General features: G+C 67.8%; 21 protein-coding genes. 11 read left to right on the forward strand and 10 right to left on the reverse strand.

Going from position 1 to position 23278, the window contains the following annotated elements; translation table 11 throughout:
- Nucleotides 1-105 precede the first annotated feature (105 nt).
- Nucleotides 106-450 carry a hypothetical protein gene (locus ACJ7C5_RS11850; RefSeq protein WP_088023001.1) on the reverse strand — a complete coding sequence of 115 codons (345 nt, stop codon included), beginning with the start codon at nt 448-450 and terminating at the stop codon, nt 106-108.
- 146 nt (nt 451-596) lie between these two features.
- Between ACJ7C5_RS11850 and ACJ7C5_RS11855 the strand changes: the two genes are divergently transcribed.
- From ACJ7C5_RS11855 to ligD, 3 genes are all read left to right on the forward strand, one after another.
- Nucleotides 597-995 (forward strand): hypothetical protein, encoded by a 399-nt coding sequence (locus ACJ7C5_RS11855; RefSeq protein ID WP_014035432.1) that lies wholly within the window; start codon nt 597-599, stop codon nt 993-995.
- A 139-nt stretch (nt 996-1134) separates the two neighbouring features.
- Nucleotides 1135-2040: a non-homologous end joining protein Ku gene (gene ku, locus ACJ7C5_RS11860; RefSeq protein ID WP_412703999.1), complete on the forward strand. Its 906-nt coding sequence runs from the start codon at nt 1135-1137 to the stop codon at nt 2038-2040.
- 3 nt (nt 2041-2043) lie between these two features.
- Complete coding sequence (gene ligD, locus ACJ7C5_RS11865) at nt 2044-4530, forward strand: DNA ligase D (RefSeq protein ID WP_412704000.1); 2487 nt, start codon at nt 2044-2046, stop codon at nt 4528-4530.
- Between the two features lie 117 nt (nt 4531-4647).
- Here ligD and ACJ7C5_RS11870 read toward each other — a convergent pair whose 3' ends face one another.
- The 4 genes from ACJ7C5_RS11870 to ACJ7C5_RS11885 form a co-directional block, all read right to left on the reverse strand.
- Nucleotides 4648-5040 (reverse strand): hypothetical protein, encoded by a 393-nt coding sequence (locus ACJ7C5_RS11870; protein ID WP_412704001.1) that lies wholly within the window; start codon nt 5038-5040, stop codon nt 4648-4650.
- A gap of 127 nt (nt 5041-5167) precedes the next feature.
- A complete protein-coding gene (adhP, locus tag ACJ7C5_RS11875; RefSeq protein WP_412704002.1) occupies nt 5168-6196 on the reverse strand; it encodes an alcohol dehydrogenase AdhP in 1029 nt (342 codons plus the stop codon).
- Nucleotides 6197-6292: 96 nt separating this feature from the next.
- The gene (eda, locus tag ACJ7C5_RS11880) at nt 6293-6931 is read right to left on the reverse strand and encodes a bifunctional 4-hydroxy-2-oxoglutarate aldolase/2-dehydro-3-deoxy-phosphogluconate aldolase (RefSeq protein WP_088023012.1); all 639 of its coding nucleotides are present in this window, start codon (nt 6929-6931) and stop codon (nt 6293-6295) included.
- 116 nt (nt 6932-7047) lie between these two features.
- A complete protein-coding gene (locus ACJ7C5_RS11885) occupies nt 7048-7638 on the reverse strand; it encodes a cysteine dioxygenase family protein (protein ID WP_088023016.1) in 591 nt (196 codons plus the stop codon).
- A gap of 240 nt (nt 7639-7878) precedes the next feature.
- On the opposite strand from ACJ7C5_RS11885, the gene ACJ7C5_RS11890 reads away from it, so the two are divergent.
- Nucleotides 7879-8934, forward strand: a complete 1056-nt coding sequence (locus tag ACJ7C5_RS11890) for a LacI family DNA-binding transcriptional regulator (protein WP_329914134.1) — start codon at nt 7879-7881, stop codon at nt 8932-8934.
- A gap of 105 nt (nt 8935-9039) precedes the next feature.
- On the opposite strand, the gene phhA is transcribed toward ACJ7C5_RS11890, so the two are convergent.
- Nucleotides 9040-9933 (reverse strand): phenylalanine 4-monooxygenase, encoded by an 894-nt coding sequence (gene phhA / locus ACJ7C5_RS11895; protein ID WP_094001749.1) that lies wholly within the window; start codon nt 9931-9933, stop codon nt 9040-9042.
- A gap of 125 nt (nt 9934-10058) precedes the next feature.
- On the opposite strand from phhA, the gene ACJ7C5_RS11900 reads away from it, so the two are divergent.
- A complete protein-coding gene (locus ACJ7C5_RS11900; protein ID WP_004153377.1) occupies nt 10059-10541 on the forward strand; it encodes an Lrp/AsnC family transcriptional regulator in 483 nt (160 codons plus the stop codon).
- Nucleotides 10542-10628: 87 nt separating this feature from the next.
- Complete coding sequence (locus tag ACJ7C5_RS11905; RefSeq protein WP_412704003.1) at nt 10629-12629, forward strand: hypothetical protein; 2001 nt, start codon at nt 10629-10631, stop codon at nt 12627-12629.
- 39 nt (nt 12630-12668) lie between these two features.
- On the opposite strand, the gene ACJ7C5_RS11910 is transcribed toward ACJ7C5_RS11905, so the two are convergent.
- Nucleotides 12669-13661, reverse strand: coding sequence for a patatin-like phospholipase family protein (locus ACJ7C5_RS11910; RefSeq protein WP_019658835.1), 993 nt, complete (start codon nt 13659-13661; stop codon nt 12669-12671).
- A gap of 184 nt (nt 13662-13845) precedes the next feature.
- On the reverse strand, nt 13846-14865 hold the full coding sequence (locus ACJ7C5_RS11915; protein WP_097048113.1) for a TIGR00266 family protein: 1020 nt from the start codon (nt 14863-14865) through the stop codon (nt 13846-13848).
- Between the two features lie 159 nt (nt 14866-15024).
- Between ACJ7C5_RS11915 and ACJ7C5_RS11920 the strand changes: the two genes are divergently transcribed.
- The gene (locus tag ACJ7C5_RS11920; RefSeq protein WP_412704004.1) at nt 15025-17295 is read left to right on the forward strand and encodes a TonB-dependent receptor; all 2271 of its coding nucleotides are present in this window, start codon (nt 15025-15027) and stop codon (nt 17293-17295) included.
- Between the two features lie 113 nt (nt 17296-17408).
- On the opposite strand, the gene ACJ7C5_RS11925 is transcribed toward ACJ7C5_RS11920, so the two are convergent.
- Nucleotides 17409-18248 (reverse strand): acid phosphatase, encoded by an 840-nt coding sequence (locus ACJ7C5_RS11925; RefSeq protein ID WP_412704005.1) that lies wholly within the window; start codon nt 18246-18248, stop codon nt 17409-17411.
- 261 nt (nt 18249-18509) lie between these two features.
- Between ACJ7C5_RS11925 and ACJ7C5_RS11930 the strand changes: the two genes are divergently transcribed.
- A complete protein-coding gene (locus ACJ7C5_RS11930) occupies nt 18510-19388 on the forward strand; it encodes a hypothetical protein (RefSeq protein WP_197617059.1) in 879 nt (292 codons plus the stop codon).
- 11 nt (nt 19389-19399) lie between these two features.
- On the forward strand, nt 19400-20602 hold the full coding sequence (locus ACJ7C5_RS11935; protein ID WP_412704006.1) for a DUF4785 domain-containing protein: 1203 nt from the start codon (nt 19400-19402) through the stop codon (nt 20600-20602).
- Between the two features lie 128 nt (nt 20603-20730).
- Here the strand turns inward: ACJ7C5_RS11935 and ACJ7C5_RS11940 are convergent, their stop codons facing one another.
- The gene (locus tag ACJ7C5_RS11940; protein WP_412704007.1) at nt 20731-21552 is read right to left on the reverse strand and encodes an ABC transporter ATP-binding protein; all 822 of its coding nucleotides are present in this window, start codon (nt 21550-21552) and stop codon (nt 20731-20733) included.
- Nucleotides 21553-21703: 151 nt separating this feature from the next.
- Between ACJ7C5_RS11940 and ACJ7C5_RS11945 the strand changes: the two genes are divergently transcribed.
- Nucleotides 21704-22906, forward strand: coding sequence for a DesA family fatty acid desaturase (locus tag ACJ7C5_RS11945; RefSeq protein ID WP_412704008.1), 1203 nt, complete (start codon nt 21704-21706; stop codon nt 22904-22906).
- Nucleotides 22903-23235, forward strand: coding sequence for an EF-hand domain-containing protein (locus ACJ7C5_RS11950; RefSeq protein WP_049398994.1), 333 nt, complete (start codon nt 22903-22905; stop codon nt 23233-23235). Before ACJ7C5_RS11945 ends, ACJ7C5_RS11950 begins: the two co-directional genes overlap by 4 nt.
- Nucleotides 23236-23278 lie beyond the last annotated feature (43 nt).

Below are 23278 nucleotides of genomic sequence, written 5' to 3' on the forward strand. Positions count from 1 at the left end.
GGGGGTGCTTTGGTGGGGGGTTTGTGTTGGTTGGGCCGGCCGCTGGCCGGCATCGCTTTGTGTAGGGCAGCCCAGACGTTGCCGGCCAGCGGCCGGCACTACCGGTCAGTCGGGGGCCTTGGCTGGCACGAACGGCGAGGTCGGGTCGCTGGCCGGGAACGTCTCCTCCAGCGCCTCGTCCTGGTTGTCGCTGGCGCGCTGCTTGCGCTCACGCCGCTTGAGCGGGCTTTCCTGGCCGCCGCGATGGCGGTCACCGCCATCCTTGCGGTCCTGGGCGGCCTGTTCAGCCTCGTGCTTCACCGGCAGGTGGTCGTCACCGTGCTCAGCGTCGAAGAACGGTGCACCGGTGCCGCGGTAGTCGGCGTTGTCGGCATCGCGCTTGCCGCGCTGCTCGCCGGGAATGGGCGGGTGGTTTTCCCGCAGCGGGTCTCGTGAGGTCTCTCGGCTCATGGTCTGGTACCTGCGCTCGGGGGCTTCCACTACACCGCCCAGCAGGTAAAGCCGCCGCGAACCTGGCGTCATGAACATCTCGCTCACCCCCCGGTAACGGCACCGCGCGTATTCCTGCCCACCCGCCCCCGTTGCAGGAGCCGGCCATGCCCCGTCTTGAACGACCCGCACCGTCCGTGTTCAACGCCCTGCTCGATCCGCTCGGCCAACGCACCGCGCAGCGCCGCACGCGCCGCCATGAAGATCCGCAGGCGGTGGCGCAGGACTACCTGCAGTACATGCTCAGCGACTACGAGGAGAGGCGTGGCCAGAGCCACCGCAACTGGCGTGATCTGTGCCCGGTCTATGCCTTCGCGCTGACCACCCACGCTGCCGACTGGCCGCGCGGTGATGCCGCCGATACCTGCGAGGAACTGGCCGAGCACTGGGAACAGATGCGCGGGCAGTCGCGGCTGGGCTGGTCGCAGGCACGGCCGGTGGTGGAGGATGCATGGCGCGCGCTGGACCATATCCCGGCGGCGGCGGTGAGGCCGTTGTTGCAGTAGCGCAGGGCACCTGATGCAGCCGAGCGTGGGCTCGGCTCTACAGCCAGGTCGCCGCGCCACTTGGCGTGCACGGCACGGACACGGTTGATTTACGCCTGCCAGCCCAAGCTGGGCACCCTGCCCCGCCAAAGGTGCGCCCATGGCCCGCCCGATCTGGACCGGCACGCTGTCGTTTGGCCTGCTCAATGTGCCGGTGTCGCTGATGTCCGGCGAACGCAAGGTCGATCTGCAGTTCCGCATGCTCGACTCCCGCGACCGCAAGCCGATCCGTTTCGAACGGGTCAACGCCGACACCGGCGAGGAAGTGCCGTGGAAGGACATCGTCAAAGCCTATGAGTACGACAAGGGCAGCTATGTCGTGCTGGAGGAAGGTGATATCCGTTCGGCCGCGCCGGAAAGCCACGAAGCGGTGGAGGTGGAATCTTTCGTGGATGCGGCGCAGATCGACCCGCGTTACTACGAGAAACCGTATCTGCTGGTACCCGGCAAGAAGGCCGAAAAGGGCTACGTGCTGCTGCGCGAGACATTGCGCAGTACCGGCAAGGTGGGCATCGCGCGGGTGGTGGTGCGCACGCGCGAATACCTGTGCGCGGTGATGCCGCATGAGGACGCGCTGGTGCTGATGATCCTGCGCTATCCGCAGGAACTGGTGGATCCCGAGGACTACAAGCTGCCCACCGGAAAACTCTCCGACTACCGCATCACCAGCAAGGAAACGGCGATGGCCGAGCAGCTGATCAAGTCGATGGCCGGCGATTGGGACCCATCCCAATACCACGACGAGTTCCGCGAGCGCCTGCAGCAGGTGTTGAACAAGCGCATCAAGTCCAAGGGCGGCACTACCCGGGTGGACGATGAGCCGGCACCGCGTGAGGATGCCAGCACCAATGTGGTCGATTTCATGGCGCTGCTGCAGAAGAGCCTGGACGCGAACACGCGCACGCCGGCGAAGAAGACGGCGACGCGCAAGGCACCGGCGAAGAAGGCTGCGAAGAAGGCTGCCAAAAAGGCCGTGAAAAAGACCACGCGGCGCAAGGCAGGTTGAACCATGTCGCTGCACCAGTACCGGCGCAAACGCAGACTGGGCGGTGGCGCCGGACAGACGCCGGAGCCTGACGACACGCGCGCCCAGGGTGATCCGAAGCGGCGGCCGACCTTCGTCATCCAGCTGCACCATGCCAGTTCGCGCCACTATGACTTCCGCCTTGAGATGGACGGTGTGCTGAAGAGCTGGGCGGTGCCGAAAGGGCCTTCGCTTCGCGTCGGCGAGAAGCGGCTCGCCGTGGAAGTGGAAGATCACCCGTTGTCCTATGCCGGCTTCGAAGGTGACATTCCCGAAGGCCACTATGGTGCAGGTCACGTCGAGGTGTTCGATCACGGCACCTGGGCCTGCGAAGGTGATCCTCTGCAGGCGCTGGCCGCTGGCAAGATCGACTTCGTGCTGCATGGACAACGTCTGGCCGGTGGCTGGAAGCTGGTGCGCACCGCGATGAAGGCACGCCAGGTGCAGTGGCTGCTGATCAAGCGTGACGACGGCGAAGCGCGCGACGCCGAGGCAGATGACCTGCTGACGGCCTCGATGCCGAAACGAGCGCCTGCGGCAAAGAAGCGTTCCACAGAGAAGGCGGCGCGCGATGCACCTGCCACACGCACGATCACACGCAAGGCCGATGCCCGCTGGCATGCACGCGCACTGCAGCTGCACGGCGCACGTGATACGCCCTATCCCCGCGGGTTCAAACCGCAGTTGACCGATCATCGCGACAGTGCCCCGGACGGCGAGCGCTGGCTGCATGAGATCAAGTGGGACGGCTATCGTCTGCTGGCCGACCTGCACGACGGCGAGGTGAAACTCCGCTCGCGCAACGGTCTGGACTGGACGTCCGATTTTCCCGAGGTCGTGCAGGCCGTGCAGGCGCTGCCGGTGCGCGATGCACGCCTGGATGGTGAGCTGGTGGTGTTGGACAAGGAAGGACGCAGTGACTTCGCGGCGTTGCAGCGGGTGATCGACGGCAGTTCGAAACAACCGCTGCGCTACATCGTGTTCGATCTTCCGGGTGTGGCCGGCGTGGACATCAGTCGTGCGCCGCTGCTGGAACGCAAGGCGCTGCTGAAGGATCTCATCGGGCCGGCGCCCGGCACACTGGCCTTCAGCGAACACGTGGTCGACCATGGGCCGCAGGTGTTCGACGCCAGCGGCGAGGCGGGATTCGAGGGCATCGTCAGCAAGCAGGTGGATGCGCCGTACGTGAACACCCGTGCGCGCAGCTGGGTGAAGGTGAAGCATGAAGACACCGACGAGTTCGTGATTGTCGGCCACACGGCGCCCAAGGGTTCCCGGGTGGGATTCGGCTCGCTGCTTCTGGCCACGCCGGACAAGGCTGGCCTGCGCTATGTGGGCCGCGTGGGCACCGGCTTCGACGACGAGAGCCTGCGCGCGCTGCTCAGGGCACTGCAGCCGTTGGCAGTGAAGACGCCCGCGCTGCAGCTGCCAGCGCATGTGTCGTTCCGCGCTGCCGACGTACGCTGGGTGAAACCGGTGGCGGTGGCGGAGGTGGCATTCCGTGGCTGGGGCAAGGAAGGCCTGCTGCGCCAGGCCAGTTTCAAGCGGCTGCGCAGCGACAAGCAGAAGGAGGACCTGGGAATGAGCACCGCAGATGCCGGGACTGGAGGCGAGGTCCAGATCACTCACCCGGAGCGGGTGGTGTTTCCAAAGGAGAAGCTGAGCAAGGGCGACGTGGCCGACTACTACCAGCGCATGGCGCGCTGGATCCTGCCTGAAATCACCGGACGTCCGCTGTCACTGCTGCGCTGCCCGGACGGCGTGGGCAAGGCCTGTTTCTTCCAGAAGCACCATGGTCCCGGCCTGGGCGATGCGGTACATGCGGTGCCCCTGCAGCAGAAAAGCGGCCGCGAGGATTACGTCTACATCGACGACACGCGCGGTCTGCTGCAGCTGGTGCAGATGAACACCCTGGAACTGCATCCCTGGGGCGCGACCGTGGCCGACCCCGAGCACCCGGATCGCCTGGTGTTCGATCTCGATCCCGGCGAAGGCGTCAGCTGGGCACAGGTGAAAGCCGGTGCACGCGATGTGCGTGACCGCCTTCTGCAGGTGGGCCTGAAGAGCTTCGTACGCCTGTCTGGTGGCAAGGGCGTGCACGTGGTGGTGCCGCTGCAGCCCAAGGCTGGCTGGGGCGAAGCGAAGACGTTCTGCGAGGCGTTCGCGCAGGCAATGGCGCTGGAGCAGCCTGATCGCTACGTGGCGACGATGAGCAAGGCCAAGCGCGGCGGCGTGATCTTCATCGACTGGTTGCGCAACACACGCGGTGCGACCAGCGTGTGTTCGTGGTCGCTGCGCGCGCGCGAGGGTGCCGGCGTGGCGGTGCCGCTGCGCTGGGAAGAACTGGCGCGGGTGAGCGCGGCCGACGCGTTTCCGATGGCCAAGGCGCTGGCGCGCGCGAAACGGCTGAAGGGTGACCCATGGCAGGGCATCGAACGGTTGAAGCAGACGCTGCCGTCGCTGAAGCGGTAGTGGCGGGGCCGGGCCCGGCCCGCCGCGGGGGGGGCGGGGGTGGGCCGCCCCCCCCCTGGCCGGCAACTGTGGGATGGCCGAGGTTGCCGGCCAGCGGCCGGCACTACCTGGATGCGCTCAGCGCGGATCGCGCGACGCGCGACGGCCTAACCACCAGCCGGCCAGCAGCTGCAGCGGTAGCGATGCCAGCAGCGAAATGACGAACCACAACGGGAAATCCGCGCCTGCGGTCCACATCGCGTAGCCGCAACCGAGCGCGATCAGTGACCAGATCGAGAACCCATGCGAACGCGGCCAGCACGGTGCGTAGTAGGTGGCGAAGGAAATGCCGGCGACGCCGCCGAGCACGCTGAACGCCAGGTCCCACCCCAGCTGCACGCTGTTGTTGTCCGGCAACATGCCCACCAGCGGGGGCAGCCAGCTGGCGACGCTGCTGACCAGCGCAAGCGACAGCACGCCGCCGATCAGGGCGACGAGGGACAGGAACAGGGTCTTGAGCAGGCCGGGCATGCCCGCATTGTACGGCTGCGCGAAGTGCCTGGGGTTGCCGGCCAGCGGCCGGTACTACCGATGGATCGGCATGGCCGCCGCGTCCGTGGGAGAGGGGGACGGAGCGACGGCGGCCATGCACAGGCGGTCAGGCGGCGAAGTCGAGCACCACGCGGCCTTCGATGGTGCCCGCGTGCATGCGCGCGAACACGTCGTTGATGTTTTCCAGGCGGTCGGTGCTGATCGTGGCGGCAACCTTGCCTTCGGCAGCGAACTGCAACGACTCCTGCAGGTCCAGCCGGGTGCCGACGATCGAGCCACGCACGGTGATGCCGTTGAGCACCATGCCGAAGATATCCAGTGGGAAGTTGCCGGGCGGCAGGCCATTGAGCGAAACGGTACCGCCACGGCGGACCATGCCCAGTGCCTGCTCGAACGCCTTCGGCGACACCGCCGTGACCAGCGCGCCGTGCGCGCCGCCGATTTCCTTCTTCAGGAAGGCAGCAGGGTCAGTGGTGCGCGCGTTGACGGTGATCTGCGCGCCGAGCTGCCGGGCCAACGCCAGCTTGTTGTCGTCCACGTCCACCGCAGCCACGTTCAGGCCCATTGCGCGGGCATACTGCACGGCCATGTGGCCCAGGCCGCCGATACCGGAAATCACCACCCAGTCCCCTGGCTTGGTATCGGTAACTTTCAGGCCCTTGTAGACGGTCACGCCGGCGCACAGCACCGGCGCGATCTCCACGAAGCCCACTTCCTTCGGAAGCAGGCCGACATAGTTGGCATCGGCCAGTGCGTACTCGGCGAAGCCGCCGTTGACCGAGTAACCGGTGTTGCGCTGTGTCTCGCACAGCGTTTCCCAGCCACCCAGGCAGTGTTCGCAATGGCCACACGCCGAGTACAACCAGGGGATGCCGACCCTGTCGCCTTCCTTGACGTGCCCTACCCCGCCTCCCACGGCCACGACGTGCCCCACGCCCTCGTGACCGGGGATGAACGGCGGGTTCGGTTTCACCGGCCAGTCGCCCTCGGCGGCGTGCAGGTCGGTGTGGCAGACGCCACAGGCCTCGATCTTGACCAGTACCTCGCCCGCCCCCGGGCGCGGTACCGAGACTTCCTCGATCACCAGTGGCTTGCCGAACTCACGCACGACAGCGGCCTTCATGGTCGAATTCATGTTCGGATCTCCGTAGTGCGCTTGCCCACAGAATGACGCCGGCTCGAGGCCGGCGCTTTGATCACGATCAAACCTTTGACGATTCGTGCAGCAGGTTCAGCCGGCCAGCACCGACGCCTCGCGGGCGAGGCGTTCGATGGCGTCCCAATCACGGGTCTGCAGCAGCGCCGGGGTGGTCAGCCACGAGCCGCCCACGCACAGCACGTTGGGCAGGTGCAGGAACTGCGGCGCAGTCTGCGCGCTGATGCCGCCGGTCGGGCAGAAGCGCACATCGGCGAACGGGCCGTGCCAGGCCGCCAGCAGTGCGGCGCCACCGGCCTGCACCGCCGGGAAGAACTTGAAGGTGTCGTGGCCGTGTTCCAGGCCCAGGATCAGGTCCGAGGCGGTGGCGGCACCAGGCAGGTACGGCAGGTCGGCATCGCGCGCGGCGGCATACAGCGCCGGCGTGGCACCGGGGGACACCGCAAAACGCGCACCGGCCTGCTTTGCCGCCTGCATCTGCGCGGCGTCGAGCACGGTGCCGGCGCCGATCACGGCATCGGGCACGGCCTCGACCATCGCCTTGATCGCATCCAGCGCCTGCGGCGTACGCAGCGTCACTTCGATCACCGGCAGGCCGCCGCGGAACAGCGCCTGGGCCACTTCGACCGCTTCATTCACATCTTCGGGGGTGTACACCGGAATCACCGGTGCCAGCTTCAACAGCGCGCGCAGGCGCGGATCAGCGCTGGACATCGTCTTGCTCCTTGCCCGACCGGGCATCGCGGATCGCCGCCGGGGCCGGCAGCGCAGCGGCGCATGATGCCACGTGGCTCACGAAGGTGCTGGCAGCGCCCTGCCCCGTTCCCGGCTCAGGCCGGGTCGGCCTGCAATGCCTGGATGCGGCGCTGGTACCAGTCGCCACCGAGCGGGTCGAACACCGCCGAGCGCTCCATCTGTGCCTCGTACACGTGTACCGAGATCGCCAGTGCTTCGTCGCTGGCGTTGCGCAGGGTGTGGTACTCGTGCGGCGGAATCAGGCTGCCGGCACTGCCGCAGCCCCCGCGCAGCACGGCGTGGCGGCGGAAACGCCAGCGCTCACCGGCGCACTCCAGCAGTTCATAGCGGGTGATCTCCAGCTCGCCTGACCACACTCCCTCCACACACCACATGGCATCGTGGTCGTGCAGCGGCGTGCCCTGCCCTGGGCCCCAGCTCATGGCAATCACGCTGTAGCCGTGTTCGCGGCTGTGGTACAGCGGGCGTCGCGCGTAATGATCACTGACCGGACGGTGCACGCACTCGGGCAACTCGATGCGGCTGTCCGCGATGGCTTCCTGCAGCGCCAGCTGCAGGTCGGCGGTGATGCGCTCGGCATCACCGGAGGTCATCGCCGCGTCGACTGCGGCGATCAACCGGTCGCGGCCACGGAACGCCGGAAACGGAGAGGTCTGCAGGTCCATGCCCCCGACTGTATCGGAGCCTGGTTAAGGGAATGTTGGCGTTCGCGCGCGTCGCGTCCGCATTCAGGGTGAACACGCGCGGAAGAACGGTTCAGATGCACATCCAGTAGAGCGATCACAATGGAACCTCGCGCAGCAGAAGTGGTCGAACACGACGCGATCCATCTTCGCTGCGACATTCCGCAACTTCGCGCCCCACGGGCGCAAGGCTAGACTTCTCCGACTTACCTGGTTCTATACATGTCAGTGCGAATTATTAGCGATGCCGCGTTGCCGGCATCGAAGGGCAAGGCTGCCACGATCAACGACATCGCACGACTGTCGGGAGTTTCCAAGAAAACGGTTTCAAGAATCATCAACAACTCGCCGCTGGTGCGCAAAGACACCCGCGACAAGGTCGAGGCGTTGATGCGCGAGGTCGGTTACGTGCCCGACCCCCTGGCGCGCGGCCTCGCGTTCCGCCGCTCCTTCCTGATCGGCCTGGTGTATGACGACCCGGGCGCCCAATGCATTGTCGACCTGCAGCACGGCGCGCTGGAAGCGCTGCGCGGCACCGGCTATGAGCTGGTGGTGCATCCCTGCGACAGCCAGTCTCCGGACTGCGCGCACGGCGTGCGGCGCTTCGTGCAGCAGCAGAAGCTGCACGGCGTGATCCTGGGCCCGCGTGCCTCCGAGTCGGCCGCGTTGACGGAGATGCTCGACGGCATCGAATGCCGCTATGTCCGCATCAACGCGCATGTGTCGGATGACGAGGCACAGGCCGTGGTCACCCACGATCGCGACGGTGCGGCCGCGGCAGCGGGCTACCTGCTCTCGCTCGGCCATCGCGATATCGCGGTGATTGCCGGTCCGGGCGACCGCCGTACCGCACGCGAGCGCACCCATGGCTTCCTCGACCGGCTGGCGCAGGTGGGCCTGACCCTGCCGGGTGAACGCGTGCTGGAAGCGGGCGATACGTTCGAGTCGGGCGTGCATGCCGCCGAACGGCTGCTGATGGGCGGACAACGCCCCAGTGCGATCTTTGCCGGCAACGACGAAATGGCCGCCGGCGTGTACCAGGTGGCGTTGCGTGCGGGTATCGCGGTGCCGCAGCAGTTGTCGATCGTCAGCTACGACGACAGCCCGCTGGCGTCGCGGCTGTGGCCGCCGCTGACCTCGGTGCGCCGCCATGTGTCCGACATCGGACGCATGGCGGCGGCGATGCTGGTGCAGGCCGACGTGCCGGATGTGCCGACCGCAACCAGCGTGCATCCGCAATTGATGGTGCGCGGTTCCTGCCGGGCCGTGGATGCCTGATTGCCCTGCCCTCGCCTGCACCGCCGTAACGGTGCAGGCAGGCAGCAACGAAAACGGCGCATCCAGGTGCGCCGTTTTCAGTGCGAAGCGGTGTGCGCCGTGCGCTTACACGTCGCCGCCGTCGGCCCAGCCTTCGCCGGTGCCGGCCTGGAACACGCGGTCATCGCCCTGCACATCGCCTGCCGGCAGATGCGCCTGGTCTGACAGTGCCGCGTAGATCGGGGTGAAGTCCGGCGACGTTGCCTGCATCAGCTGTTCGAAGCTGTCGATGACGAAGTAGGTCTTCTGGAAGGTGTCGATGCGGTACTTGGTGCGCATGATCCGCTGCAGGTCGAAACCGATGCGGTTGGGCGCGGCCGACTCCAGCGAGTACAGCGATTCGCCCTTCGACGACACGATGCCGGCGCCGTAGATGCGCAGGCCGTCGGGCGTATCGATCAGGCCGAACTCCACCGTGTACCAGTACAGGCGGGTCAGGTTCTGCAGCGCATCCGGGCCGATCGCGTGGGCTTTGACGCCGCCACGGCCGTACGCCTCCATGTAGTCGGCGAACACCGGGTTCATCAGCAGCGGCACATGGCCGAACAGATCGTGGAACAGGTCCGGTTCGGCGATGTAGTCGATCTGGTCCGGGCGACGGATCCACCAGGTCACCGGGAATCGGCGGTTGGCCAGATGGTCGAAGAAATCCAGTTCCGGCAACAGGCCTTCCACGCCGACCAGGGTCCAGCCGGTGGCCGCGCCCAGTACCTCGTTGAGCTGGTCGAAGCGCGGAATCATGTGCGCGTTCATGCCCATCTCGTCCTGTGCATCCAGGAATTCCTGGCAGGCGCGGCCGACCAGCAGTTCGCGCTGGCGCTGGTACAGCGTGCTCCAGGTGGCGTGGTCGTCGGCGCTGTAGGTGTCCCACGGCTGCTCGACGAGCGCGGTGGTATACACCGGCACGTAGCCCTTGTCGGTCTGCTGGTGTTCGACGCGGCGGGGCTGGGCGAGGTCCATGGGGCACTCCTTGACGGGATACCCACGATGCTAGGGCAGGGCGCGCGCAACAGGGTTGCAAAAGTTGCGCCGATTGGCCTTGTTGGCGCAATATCCTTGCGTACTCACCATGTTGCGGGGCAACAATGGCCGGAGAAGTCCAGTTCGATCGCACGGATATACGTCTGCTGGCTGAAATCCAGCGGGATGGGCGCGCCACCAACGCCGAGCTGGCGACACGGGTGAACCTCTCGCCCTCGGCCTGCCTGCGCCGCCTGCAGCGGCTGGAAAGCGAGGGCGTGATCGTCGGCTATGGCGCGCGGCTCGAACCGCGCCAGCTGCGCCTGGGCCTGCAGGCCTTCGTGCGCGTGCAGCTGGAAAAGCACGACCAGGCCGCGATCGGCCACTTCGTGGACAGCGTGCAGGGCTGGGATGAAGTGGTGGCCTGCCATGCACTGACCGGTGACATGGACTACCTGCTGCACGTCTACGTGCGTGACCTGGAGCACTTCTCGCACTTCCTGCTGGACCGGCTGCTCAATGCCGGCGGCGTGGCCGATGCCAATTCCAGCTTCGTGCTGCGCACGGTGAAGGGCTTCCAGGCATTGCCGCTTTCGCAGCTGGAATAAACGCGCCGCCGCGATTTGACGGCGCCGGTCGGGTAGCCGAGCATCTCCGCCCTGCGCGCGCCGCAGCGTTCCTTTCCGGTTCCACGCATGTCCGAACTCCAGCACCCGGTGCTTACCACCACCTTCCTGCCGCTGCAGCGCAAGTCGCTGGCGCGCTATATCGCCCATGGCACGCCACCGCAGACGGCCTTGGAGCAGGCCGGGCTGATGGCCGCGCAGCTGTGCCGGACGCGCCTGCATCCAGCGGCCGAGATCGAGCGCCTGCTGCATGATGCCTGCGCGCTGTTTGCCGACAACGAAGGCGCCGCCGCGCAGCTGGCCGGGCCCGGTGGCGGTGGCCAACCGGAACTGGATGCCTGGCTGAGCGCATTGGCTGCCCACGGCGTGCTGCTGGCACCGGCGGAGATCCTGCAGGACGTCATCGCGCAGTCGCCACGGGAGTACCCGGGCCTGGCCCTGCAGCAGGCCTGCCAGGAAACCCTGGTCGAACATGAGATCCGCTTTCCCGCCACCTTTTCCAGTGACGACGACGAGGCAACGCTGGATGACGTCGCCGCCGCGGATGCGCGGTCGGCCGAGCACCATGGCCTGTACACCTCCGAGCAGGCCCGCGTGCTGCGCGCCATCGCCGCGAATCCCGATGAGCTGATCGACCTCGATGGCTATGCCGGCACCGGCAAGGGCCACCTGGTGCTGGCGCTGATGGAGGCGCGGCCGGGCCGCTACACCTACGTGGCGCCCTCGCGTGGGCAGGTGGAAGCCTTCCGCGCCCGCGTGCCGGCCAGCACCGCAGTGCGCCTGCTGACCCAGATCGAGTTCGCCAACCGCGTGGCCCAGCACGCCGCGCGCAGCGGCCAGACCGGTGGCTTCGTTGCCAGCTACCGGCGCAGCACCCGTACGCCGCGCGAGATTGCCGGCCGCATCGGCCTGCAGGGCATCGGTGGGCGCAGCCCGGAGCAGGTGCTGCTGACCGCGTTCGAGGCCATCAACCGTTGGTGCGCGTCGTCGGCACCGGGCATGGCGTTCCAGCATTTCGACCGTTCGGTGCCCGCCGCGATGCTCGACGTATCGCCGTACATGGCGGCCGCCGAGCACGTCTGGCGCTGCATGTTCGACGCCGAACTGCAGCGGGGCACGCTGCTGAGCCTCAGCCCGGCGCACATCGGCAAGTGGTTGGCGCTGCGCGGCGTCACCCCGCCGCAGGACATGGGCATGCTGCTGGTGGACGAGGCGCATGACCTGAGCCCGTCGTGGAAGCAGTTGCTGGCCGGCCATGCGCCTGGCGTGGTCAGCCTGGGTGATCCGCACCAGTGCCTGACCGGTACGGTGCCGCGCTGGGCCGCGTCGAAGGTGCTGGAAATGCACCAGTCGGTGCGCCAGGGCAACCAGGTCGAGGGTCTGGTCAACCAGGCCCTGGCGCTGGATGGACTGGGCCAGGACAGTGGGCCGTTCGTCGGTGCCGCCGACCGCGCCACCGGTGTGCTGCATTACCGCGACTGGACGCAGGTGCCGAGCGAGGGCCTGCGCATCCATGGCAGCGTCGTCGATCTGGCCCTGGATGCGGCACAGCTGCACGCGCTCGGGCTGCGGCCCTACCTGCATCCGGCATCGCTGCGCGCGCTGCGCAGCGTGCTGCAGCGGCCGCTGGATGCGTGGCGCCGGCGCCGCGACAGCGCATCGGACCAGGAATGGGAGCGCTTCCTGGCCACGCAGGCCGACGAAGGGCAAGGCGCGCTGGTTGAACTGTTCGGGTCCGCCGATCGGGTGCAGTCACTGCTGCAGGCGCTCGATGACCAGGACACGCCCGCTGAAGGGCGGGTGGCGCTGTGCCTGGCCGAACACGCGAAGAACCTGCAGTTCGACGTGGTCTCGCTGTCGCCTGGTTGCTTCAGTGCGGGGCAGGGCGGGCGCATCTGGCACAACCCGGTGCGCGCGGTCTATCTGGCACTCACCCGTGCGCGACGCCAGCTGCATGTGCCGGCCGATGGCATGGAACAGCTGCAACACACGGCGGCGCTGCAGGAGCAGGCCCGCCAGATGCGCAGGCGCGAGCGGCAGCAGGCCAGCGGTTACCGGCCCGCACGCTAGAACGCGCGTCGCTGTCTGGCAGCGACACGCCGGCTCAGATCAGCACTTGTCCTTGCGGCCCATCAGCTTGCCCAGGCGCGAGGCTTCCTCGCACTTCGGCGCGGCCACCGGTGCCGGTGCCGCTGCGGCGGCGCGTGCACGCTGCAGCTGCTGGATCTTGGCGCGGATCTGCGGCATCGCGGCCATCGCGGCCTTCTCGCCTTCCAGGATCGCGGTGCCACGCTGGCTGAAGTCGGCGGCGCCGATGTCCAGCACCTTCGGGCGGATGACGATGTCGGCGCGTGCCAGTTCCTGTTCGCCCAGGCGCTGGCCCATGATCGAGATCGACTGGTTGACGATGCCCAGCATGTCGGTCGGCGCCTTGCCGCTGGCCTTGCTGGAGATGTCCACGGCGATCACGAAGTCGGCGCCGAGCTGGCGCGCGGCATCCACCGGCACCGGGCTGACCACGCCGCCATCGATGTAGTTGCGGCCACCGATCTTCACCGGCTCGAACACGCCGGGAATGCTGCTGGACGCGCGCACCGCCTGGCCGACGTTGCCGCGCACGAAGATCGCACGCTCACCGGTTTCGAGCTGGGTGGCCACGGCGGCGAACGGCTTCTTCAGGCGCTCGGCGGGACGGTTGGCGACCTGTTCGTTGACGTAGTCCTGCAGCTTCTGGCCCTGCACCAAGCCACCGGAGAACAGGCGCACGTCGCGGATGCTGGCTTCGTCCAGTGCCACCGCCTTGCTCTGCATCTGGAACGCGTCCATGCCGCTGGCATACAGCGCACCGACCACGCTGCCGGCGCTGGTGCCGGACACCACGGCCGGCTCGAAGCCATTGGCCTCCAGCATCTTGATCACGCCGATGTGGGCGAAGCCCTTGGCTGCGCCACCGCCGAGGGCGATGCCGATCTTCACCGGCTTGGCCTGCGGCACCACGGTCGGCGCAGGCGGCGGCGCGGGGCGGACCGGATCGCCACCGCAGCCGGCCAGCAGGCCGATCAGGGCGACGGACAGCAGCATGCGGGGGCGGAACAGGCTCATCGGCAGTGCGCTCGTGGCGCCGGATTCAGGAAAGGGCGCCAGCATACCTAAGCCGTGGCGGGGCGGGCAGGGTGGGAAACATCGCCCATTCATAAAGGTAGTGCCGGCCGCTGGCCGGCAATCATTGGGAACCTGGCAACGGTTCATGAGGCTGCCGGCCAGCGGCCGGCACTACCGGGGGCGGTCAGAACCGGTTGTCGCCGTCCAGCATCCGGCCCAGGCCGCCCAGCACCGAGCCTTCGCCGCGGTTCTGGCCGCCGCCCTGCGGTGCTGCCATCCACATGCGGCCGGCCAGGCGCGAGAACGGCAGCGACTGCAGCCAGACCTTGCCCGGACCGGTCAGTGTGGCCAGGAATACGCCTTCGCCACCGAACAGCATGCTCTTGATGCCGGCGACCCGGCGCACATCCATGTCCACGGTCGGGTGGTAGGCCACCACGCAGCCGGTATCCACATCCAGCCGCTCACCCGCGGCCAGTTCGCGCTCGACCACGCAGCCGCCGGCGTGGATGAACACCCAGCCGTCGCCCTCGAGCTTCTGCATGATGAAGCCCTCGCCGCCGAACAGGCCGGTCATGATCTTGCGCTGGAACTGCACGCCGATCTGCACGCCGCGCGCGCCGGCCAGGAAACTGTCCTTCTGGCAGATCAGGCGGCCGCCGTGCTGGTCCAGCTTCATTGCCAGTACGGTGCCGGGGTAGGGCGCGGCGAAGGCGACCTTGCCCTTGCCATGGCCGCTCTGGGTGTAGACGGTGGCGAACAGGCTCTCGCCGGTCAGCACGCGCTTGCCGGCGGCCATCACCTTGCCCATGAAGCCGCCCTGGTCGCCGTTGGCAGCGCCGAACACGGTGTCCATCTGCACCGTGGCGTCCTTGAACATCAGCGCCCCCGCCTCGGCGATGGCGCTTTCGCCGGGGTCGAGCTCGATCTCCACGAACTGCATTTCATGGCCGACGATGCGGAATTCGATGTCGTCGGCACGGCCGCTGGCGGCGGCTGGGACCGGGACGGGCGGCGGGGTATTGGGCATGCCCGGGGCCGGCGCCTGCAGTTCGGCCACCTCGGCGATCGGCGTCCACCCGCTCATGCCCTGGCACCAGGCCAACGCGCGCGGGTTGGCCTGCGCATAGCGGCGCGCGGCTTCGTCATCGAGCGGCCCGACGCGTTCGGCCTGGGCGGAGGCATGGAAGTACCACTGGGTCATTGCGGCGGCTCCGCGAGGCTGGAAAACCCCGAGTCTAGCGAGGGCGCGGGGGCCGGGGCGACGTGGCCATGAACGGCGGGCATTTGCGGGGCAGGTGCTGTATTGCAACAATTATCTGGTAGCGCCGTTTTACCACCCCTCCAAACACAGCCTACCGCCATGTCCCCGACCCGCACTTCCCGTGGCCGATTTCCGGTCGCGCGCCCCCTCGTTGCCGCTCTTTCCGCCCTGCTGCCGCTGGTAGCAGCCGCCCAGGAAACCCCCGCTGCCAAGGATCCGGTTGCCCTCGACACCCTGCAGGTGACTGCGCAGCGTCGCGTCGAGAACGCCAAGGACGTGCCGGTCGCGGTCAGCGCGATCCAGGGCGAGAAGCTGGATGTGCTCGGCTCGGCCGGCGATGACATCCGCTTCCTGGCCGCACGCGTGCCCAGCCTCAACATCGAGTCGTCCTACGGCCGTGCGTTCCCGCGCTTCTACATCCGCGGCCTGGGCAACACCGACTTCGACCTCAATGCGTCGCAGCCGGTGTCGCTGGTGTACGACGACGTGGTGCAGGAAAGCCCGCTGCTGAAGGGCTTCCCGCTGTTCGACCTGGCCAACGTGGAAGTGCTGCGTGGCCCGCAGGGCACGCTGTTCGGCCGCAACACCCCGGCCGGCGTGGTCAAGTTCGATTCGGCGCGTCCGTCGCAGGATGCCGATGGCTACATCCGCGTCGGTTACGGCAGCTACAACAGCTGGAACGTGCAGGGCGCGTACGGCGGTCCGCTGACCGACCGCTGGTCGGCACGTGTCTCGGCCATCTACCAGCGCCGCGACGACTGGGTCGACAACACCCGCGTTGGCGCCCCCAACAGCGGTTTCGAAGGCTATGACGAAGCCGCCGGCCGCGTGCAGTTCCTGTACGAAGGCGACGACTTCGAAGCGCTGTTCAACCTGCACAAGCGCAAGCTCAACGGCACCGCGCGCCTGTTCCGCGCCAACATCATCCAGAAGGGTGGCAATTCGCTGGTCGAGAACTTCGATCGCGACAAGGTGGCCAACGATGGCGTCAACTTCTCCGACCTGAAGACCTGGGGCGGCAGCGCGCGCCTGCAGTGGAACCTCGGCTCGGTGACGCTGCACTCGATCACCGGCTACGAAACCGCCGAATCGCTCAACCGCGGCGACATCGACGGTGGCTACGGCGAGGCATCGCTGGGCGCCGGCAACTACGGCCCGGGCTTCATCCCGTTCGCGTCCGAATCGGCCGATGGCCTGCCGCACCACCGCCAGTGGACGCAGGAATTCCGCATCGAGTCCAACGAATGGGGCCGTTTCGACTGGCAGGCCGGCGTCTTCTATTTCGATGAAGACGTGACCATCAACAACTTCAACTACAACTCGCTGAAGCCGGGCAATCCGCAGACCGGCCACGTGGTGCAGAACCAGCGCAACAAGGCCTGGGCGGTGTTCGCCTCGGGTGACTTCGATGTCACCGACCGCTTCAAGCTGCGCGCCGGCGTGCGCTACACGCAGGACAAGAAGGACTTCAGCGCCAGCGTGCTGCAGGCCGTTCCGTTCGGTACCCCGGTCAGTGGCCCGTACCTGGCCAACACCGACGTCAACGACGTCAGCTGGGATGTCAGCGGCGTGTACAAGCTGACCGACGACATCAACGCCTACGCCCGCGTGGCCAAGGGCTTCCGCGCGCCGTCGATCCAGGGCCGCCTGGCCTTCGCGCCGGGCCTGTCGCAGGCCGATTCGGAGAAGGTGATCTCGTACGAAGCCGGCATCAAGGCCGACCTGTTCGAGCGCCGCGCGCGCCTGGGCCTGAGCGTGTTCCGCTATAACGTGGACGGCCAGCAGCTGATCGCGGTGGGCGGCACCAACAACACCGCCACCCTGCTCAACGCCGACAAGACCATCGGCCAGGGCGTCGAGCTGGACCTGGAGGCCTACCTGGCCGACAACGTGCTGCTGACCTTCGGCAGCAGCTACAACGACACCGAGATCAAGGACAAGAACCTGGCGGTGGCGATCTGCGGCGGTGGCTGCACCATCACCGACCCGACCACGGTGATCAACGGCCAGACCTATGCGCTGGTGAACGGCAACCCGCTGCCGCAGGCACCGAAGTGGATCCACAACGCGACCCTGCGCGTGGGCTTCCCGCTCAGCGATGGCAGCGAGCTGTACGCCTACACCGACTGGGCCTACCGCAGCGCGGTGAACTTCTTCATCTACGAGTCGCCGGAATTCCGCGGCCGTAGTTCGCTGGAAGGCGGCCTGCGCCTGGGCTACAACTGGGATTACGGCCAGTACGACGTGGCCGTGTTCGGCCGCAACCTGACCAACCAGACCCGCGTGGTCGGCGCGATCGACTTCAACAACCTGACCGGCTTCCTCAACGAGCCGCGTACCTGGGGCGTGGAGTTCACCGCGAAGTTCTGATGCGGTTGATGGCGTGATGCAATGAAGAAGGGCCGGCGCAATGCCGGCCCTTCTGCTTCACACCCATCGGTAGTGCCGGCCGCTGGCCGGCAACGATTGATCTGGCACGCGCCTTACAGCGCGCTCTGCGGGCGCACCTTCAGTACCGCATTCTCGGCTGCGCAGTCGCGGCTGGAGTGCAGGCCAGCCTTGCGCGCGGCAGCGATCTCCTTGCGTGCGGCCAGCAGGTCCTTGTTGAACGCGGCGTTGTCGTGCAGGCGGGCCACGGCGGCGGCGCCCATGAAGCGGCCTTCGAGGATGTCGCTCTGCCAGTGCACGTTGCAGACCAGGCGGCTCTCACCGTAGTTGCGGCCGCGGGCCTGGATGGCATCGGCGCGGTCCGGTGCGATCTCCGACAGGATCAGTGCCCAGGCCCAGCCGATCGAGGTGTGGCCGGACGGGTAGGAGCCGTTCTTGCGCAGGCCTTCCTCGTCCTTCGGCGAACAGGTCGGCTCACCGTTGACCATGAACGGGCGCGGGCGCTGGTAGTGGTTCTTGGCCGCCTTGGTGGCGGCACTGGCGTCGATCCGGCTGCGCTCGAGCAGGCGGTACAGCGCCGGGGTCTTCACCGCATCGACGTCGATGTCGGCGGCACAGGAGAAGTGGTTGGCGCCTTCGGGGAAGCCGAGTTCGGCATCGACGCCGGCCTGGGCGAAGCGCGGGCTGCCACGCAGCGCACGGGCTTCACGGCTGACCTGTTCGTCCAGGGCGAGGGCGGCCGAACCGGCCACCGGCGGTGCCGGCACCAGGTCGAGGCTGGCCGGTACCGCGCCCTTGTCGAGATAGCCCACCGCCTTGGTGGTGATGTTGGCTTCGACGGCGGTCGGCTTGGCGGCGGTGGCGGCACAACCAGCCAGGGCCGCAACGACGGCAAGGCCGAGCAGCGGGCGGGCAGGGTGGGAAATCAGCGACATGGACGGGCTCCGGAGGAAAAACATCGCGCCATGATCGCAGCCCGTATACGACACCGCAGTGGCCATCGGTCATACGGCCAGACCCGGCATGGTCACCGCAGCAGTATGAAAAACGTCATCGAGTGTCGTCAGTCTCGTGAATCCGGGCGCAGCGCACGGATTTTCACGCGGCCGCGCCGTGAGCATCGGCACAACGGCGATCGAGATGCCGTCCAGTTCCAGCCGGGTCGGGGGGATCCGCTGACAGAGGGAGAGAAAGCGATGCGCAGCACCGCAACAGGAAGTACCGTCCTGGCCCTGCTCCTCGGGCTGGCAACCGCCCAAGCGCAGGCCGCCGACGTGGTTGGCGTGGCCTTCGTGCATGGCACCGGCGCACAGACCAATGCCACCCAGGACTACTGGCAGCCGGCGATCATCGACACCGTGCGCCAGGGCCTGCCGAACAGCAGCAACTATGTGGTCATCAACTGTGACTTCACCCAGTACATGTGGAAGCCGGAAGCCGCCGGTTGCCTGGCCAACCAGCTGACCGGCTTCATCGACAGCCGTGGCATCACCCAGCTGGTGGTGATCACCCACTCCAACGGCGGCAACGTGATGCGCTGGATCCTGTCCAACCCGACCTACGACAGCCGCTATCCGAAGATCATCCGCACGGTGCGCAAGGTCAACGCGCTGGCACCGTCCTCGGCCGGCACGCCGCTGGCCGATGCGGTGCTCAACGGCAACACCTTCGAAACCTCGCTGGGCTGGCTGCTGGGTTACAAGAACGACGCGGTGCGCCAGCAGCAGGTGGCGAGCATGGCCACCTACAACGCACAGAACCTGTACGGCACCGCGGGTCGCCCGGCGCTGCCCAAACCGTTCCGCGCCGTGGTCGGCAGCGACGTGGAATCGGCGGTGTGGGACAGCAACAGCTACTGCGGTGGCTACGCCGCCAATGTTGGTCTGGAGTTCACCCAGAACTGGCTGTCGTCCTGCTCCGACGGCTTCCTGGAGTGCAGCAGCCAGAAGGCCGCCGGCACTACCTGGTTCACCGACAAGCAGCGCACCAAGGATGCCGAGCCGCTCAGCCACAACCAGAGCCGCCGCGAGTGCTTCGGCCTCGGCACGATCCTGCGCACCGACCTGGCCCAGTGAGGAAGACGACCATGACGATCCATTCCACCCTGCTGGCCAGCGCCGTGCTGGCAGTGCTGTCCCTTTCCGCCGCGCAGGCCGCGCAGCCGCTGCAGGCTGCCCGTGCGGGCGATCAGGTGCCTGCCGCCTTGGTGGCCGCACCGCTGCCCACCGATGAAAGCGAACACGCGCCACTGGCCTTTGCCTGGGCGCTGGACCCGGCACAGCCGCTGCAGGCGACCACGCCGTATGCCTCGGTCAGCCGCAGCTACTGGCAGCAGGTCGATGGCACGCAGCTGCAGCGCGGCCTGGACCTGCCGCTGACGGCACCGGATGCGGTGATTCAGCTGAGCCCGGCCGACGGTGCCCGCGCGCTGCCGGCCAACACCCTGCAGGTGCGCGACCCGGCCGGCCGTAGCAGCGTGGCGCGCAGTGTCGATGCGCGCGCACTGCAGGAGGCCGGCATGCCGGTCAACGATGGCAGCAGCATGCTGCGTACCGGCGCGACCAGCGCAGTCGGTGCGTACACGCTGCAGAGCGCGCAGGCACAGGGCCGCTACGTGGTGCAGGTGCTGGAGCCGAACAGCCCGCTGCGGCTGGAACTGCAGGCCAACCAGGCGCAGGTGCTGGCCGGTGGCAACGTGCAGCTGCAGGCACGGCTGCTGGAAGATGGCGCGACCACCGCGCAGCTGGCATCGCGTCGTGGCGGCCTGGGCGGCGAAGCCCTGCTGGTTGCTCCGGATGGTCGCAGCTGGCCGCAGCGCCTGCTGCGCACCACCGATGGCAGCCTGCGCGCGCAGGTGCGCATCCCGGCCGATGTCGGCAGCGTGCAGGGGCTGTGGGAGCTGCAGGTGTTCGCCCAGGCCGATGGCGTGCTGCGCGATGGCAAGGTGGCCTTCGCGGTGGCACGCCCGACCGCACGCTTCAGTGGCCAGGCGGCACCGGACCCGGCCAGCCGCCAGGTGGCACTGCCGCTGCAGGTGGCTGCGGCCGGCCGCTACGAAGCACGCGGCACGCTGTATGCCACGGCCCGCGATGGCCAGCTGAAGCCGGTCGCGCAGGCACATGCGGCCGCGTGGTTCGAAGGCCCGGGCGCAGGCCAGCTGGTGCTGCCGTTCGACCAGGCCGCATTGCCGGCCGGCTTCGGTGCGCCGTACGAGCTGCGCGACCTGCAGCTGCAGGATCAGAGCCGGATGGCACCGATCGAGTCACGCGCGCTGGCGTTGCGGTTCTGAGGAACTGCGGCGGGCCGGACTTTCCGGCCCGCTGCATTGCTTCCTGTAGAGCCAAGCCCATGCTCGGCTGCCGTTTGCCGTGATCACGAGCAGCCGAGCGTGGGCTCGGCTCTACAACGGCATGTCGATTACCCCGCGTACGCGGTCAAGCGGCCTTCCTGCTCGACCACCGTAATCGCGCCGCCGAACACCGCCGACAGCGGTTCGTTGCGCAGCAGCTCGGCGCGGGTGCCGTCGGCCAGTACGCGGCCGTCGCGCAGCAGCACCACCCGCTCGATTTCGGGAATGATCTCTTCGATGTGGTGGGTCACCAGCACCAGGGTGATGCCCTGCTGCGCCAGTACCCGCATGGTCGCTACCAGTTGCTCGCGGGCCACCAGGTCCAGCCCGGTGGAGGGTTCGTCCAGCAGCAGTGCCTGCGGCCGGTTGACCAGCGCGCGGGCGATCAGCACGCGGCGGGTCTCGCCGGCGGACAGCTCGGCATAGGCGCGCTCGCGCAGCGACAGCGCGCCGGTCATCGCCAGCGTCTCGCCAACGCGTGCACGCATGTCGGCGGTCACCTCGCGGAACGCCGGCACCACGTAGCTGGCAAAGAAACCGGACAGCACCGCCTGTTCCACGGTCAGCCCGGGCATGTCGGCCAGGTTGCTGCTGAGGTCGCCGGTTACGATGCCCAGCTGTGAGCGCAGCCGGTCCACCTGCCAGCGGTTCTGGCCCAGCACCTTCACCGCCACCGTGCCGTCGCCCTGGGCCAGCGGGTACAGCTCGCGGGTGATCAGCTTGATGAAGGTGGACTTGCCGCAGCCGTTGGGGCCGAGCAGGGCGGTGTGCTGGCCCTGCGCAATGCGCAGGCTGAGCCCGTGCAGCACCTTCACCTGGCCGCGCACCACGGTGGCGCGGTCCAGTTCGATCAAGGGGGGCAGCTCCGCCAGGGGCGGGGCGGCGGTCATGGCGCTGGCGCGTGGATCAAGGCTCGACAACTCAGGTCCCCAACTGTGAACGGTGCCACGGAAGGCGGTGGCAATCACCGCCGCAGGGATGCAGTTTGCAACGCAAGCGCCCATCATGTCTGCCATCCCCGCGTCGATCCGGAGAGCTGCCATGCCTGATGCCCTGATGTCCCTGTTGACCGGTGGTGTGCTCGGCCTGGGCTGGTGGGCCATGCTGGCAGTGCTGCTGGTCTTCACCCAGATCACCATCTTCTCGGTAACCCTGTACCTGCACCGCAGCCAGGCCCATCGCGGGGTCGATTTCCACCCGGCGCTGGCCCACGTGTTCCGCTTCTGGCTGTGGCTGACCACCTCGATGATCACCCGCGAGTGGGTAGCCATCCACCGCAAGCACCACGCCAAGGTGGAGACCGAGGACGACCCGCACAGCCCGGTCACCCGCGGCATCGGCAAGGTGTTCTGGCACGGCGTGGAGCTGTACCGGGAAGCTCGGGGCCAGCGCGCGGACATCGAGCAGTACGGGCGCGGCACCCCCGATGATGCGATCGAGCGCCGCCTGTATACCCCGCATGCCACGTTGGGGCCGGTGCTGCTGTTCGCGATCAATACCGTGTTGTTTGGCCTGCCCGGCGTGGCCCTGTGGGCGATCCAGATGGCGTGGATCCCGTTCTGGGCGGCCGGCGTGGTCAATGGCCTGGGCCACTGGTGGGGCTACCGCAACTACGAGTCCGCCGATACCTCCACCAATCTCACGCCGTGGGGGTTCTGGATCGGTGGCGAGGAGCTGCACAACAATCACCATGCCTTCCCCAGCTCGGCGCGCTTCGCGATGCGGCGCTGGGAGTTCGACATCGGCTGGAGTGCGATCCGCCTGCTGCAGGCGCTGCGCCTGGCCAAGGTGCTGCGGGTGGCACCGGCCATGGACGTGCGCCCGAACATCGCCGTGCCCGATGCCGAAACCCTGAAGGCGCTGCTGTCGCACCGCTTCCAGGCAATGACCGACTACCAGCGCAATGTGTTCATGCCGGCCCTGCGCGAGGAAGCAGCACAGGCCGGGGCCAAGCTGCGCCGTCTGCTGCCGCGCCGTCTGCGCCGTGGCCTGGTCAACGACGGTCGCTGGCTGAAGCCGGACAGTCGCGCCCAGCTCAGCGCATGGGTGGCACAACGGCCGCGTATCCGCACCCTGGTCGAGTACCGCGCGCGATTGGCCGCGTTGCTGGAAGCCCGAGGCCACGACGCCGCCGAGCGCCTGCACCAGCTGCAGGCCTGGTGCCGCGAGGCCGAGGAAAGCGGAATCGCCGCGTTGCAGGCCTACGCCGCACGGCTGAAGGGCTACAGCCTGGTGGGCGCGTGAGGGCAGGGTACGGGCTTCTGCTGGCGGTGCTGCTGCCGGGCGTGGCGCTGGCCCAGGTCACCGACACCACCAGCTACCTGCAGCGGATGGACAGCGATGGCGACGGCCGGGTGAGTGAATCCGAGTACGTGCAGTGGATGCTGTATGCCTTCGACCGCATGGACCGCAATGGCGATGGTGTGCTGAGCGCAGACGAGCTGCCCGGCGGCAAGGGCAGGGCGATCAGCCGCGAACAGCAGCGGCAGGTGATCGTGCAGCGCTTCCACAAGCAGGATGCCAACGGTGATGGCGTCCTGGATGCGCGAGAGCTGGCGGCGCCACCGCGCTGAGCATGGCCCGGCGCTACCGGTCGGTGACGGATTGCATGAGGGG

Source organism: Nocardiopsis yanglingensis (assembly GCF_045809185.1).
Classification (GTDB): Bacteria; Pseudomonadota; Gammaproteobacteria; order Xanthomonadales; family Xanthomonadaceae; genus Stenotrophomonas; species Stenotrophomonas yanglingensis.

Bases quoted from the DNA above. Each gene is read 5' to 3' on its own strand.
- ACJ7C5_RS11850 (WP_088023001.1), bottom strand. From the start codon at position 450: ATGAGCCGAGAGACCTCACGAGACCCGCTGCGGGAAAACCACCCGCCC.
- ACJ7C5_RS11855 (WP_014035432.1), top strand. From the start codon at position 597: ATGCCCCGTCTTGAACGACCCGCACCGTCCGTGTTCAACGCCCTGCTC.
- ku (WP_412703999.1), top strand. From the start codon at position 1,135: ATGGCCCGCCCGATCTGGACCGGCACGCTGTCGTTTGGCCTGCTCAAT.
- ligD (WP_412704000.1), top strand. From the start codon at position 2,044: ATGTCGCTGCACCAGTACCGGCGCAAACGCAGACTGGGCGGTGGCGCC.
- ACJ7C5_RS11870 (WP_412704001.1), bottom strand. From the start codon at position 5,040: ATGCCCGGCCTGCTCAAGACCCTGTTCCTGTCCCTCGTCGCCCTGATC.
- adhP (WP_412704002.1), bottom strand. From the start codon at position 6,196: ATGAATTCGACCATGAAGGCCGCTGTCGTGCGTGAGTTCGGCAAGCCA.
- eda (WP_088023012.1), bottom strand. From the start codon at position 6,931: ATGTCCAGCGCTGATCCGCGCCTGCGCGCGCTGTTGAAGCTGGCACCG.
- ACJ7C5_RS11885 (WP_088023016.1), bottom strand. From the start codon at position 7,638: ATGGACCTGCAGACCTCTCCGTTTCCGGCGTTCCGTGGCCGCGACCGG.
- ACJ7C5_RS11890 (WP_329914134.1), top strand. From the start codon at position 7,879: ATGTCAGTGCGAATTATTAGCGATGCCGCGTTGCCGGCATCGAAGGGC.
- phhA (WP_094001749.1), bottom strand. From the start codon at position 9,933: ATGGACCTCGCCCAGCCCCGCCGCGTCGAACACCAGCAGACCGACAAG.
- ACJ7C5_RS11900 (WP_004153377.1), top strand. From the start codon at position 10,059: ATGGCCGGAGAAGTCCAGTTCGATCGCACGGATATACGTCTGCTGGCT.
- ACJ7C5_RS11905 (WP_412704003.1), top strand. From the start codon at position 10,629: ATGTCCGAACTCCAGCACCCGGTGCTTACCACCACCTTCCTGCCGCTG.
- ACJ7C5_RS11910 (WP_019658835.1), bottom strand. From the start codon at position 13,661: ATGAGCCTGTTCCGCCCCCGCATGCTGCTGTCCGTCGCCCTGATCGGC.
- ACJ7C5_RS11915 (WP_097048113.1), bottom strand. From the start codon at position 14,865: ATGACCCAGTGGTACTTCCATGCCTCCGCCCAGGCCGAACGCGTCGGG.
- ACJ7C5_RS11920 (WP_412704004.1), top strand. From the start codon at position 15,025: ATGTCCCCGACCCGCACTTCCCGTGGCCGATTTCCGGTCGCGCGCCCC.
- ACJ7C5_RS11925 (WP_412704005.1), bottom strand. From the start codon at position 18,248: ATGTCGCTGATTTCCCACCCTGCCCGCCCGCTGCTCGGCCTTGCCGTC.
- ACJ7C5_RS11930 (WP_197617059.1), top strand. From the start codon at position 18,510: ATGCGCAGCACCGCAACAGGAAGTACCGTCCTGGCCCTGCTCCTCGGG.
- ACJ7C5_RS11935 (WP_412704006.1), top strand. From the start codon at position 19,400: ATGACGATCCATTCCACCCTGCTGGCCAGCGCCGTGCTGGCAGTGCTG.
- ACJ7C5_RS11940 (WP_412704007.1), bottom strand. From the start codon at position 21,552: ATGACCGCCGCCCCGCCCCTGGCGGAGCTGCCCCCCTTGATCGAACTG.
- ACJ7C5_RS11945 (WP_412704008.1), top strand. From the start codon at position 21,704: ATGCCTGATGCCCTGATGTCCCTGTTGACCGGTGGTGTGCTCGGCCTG.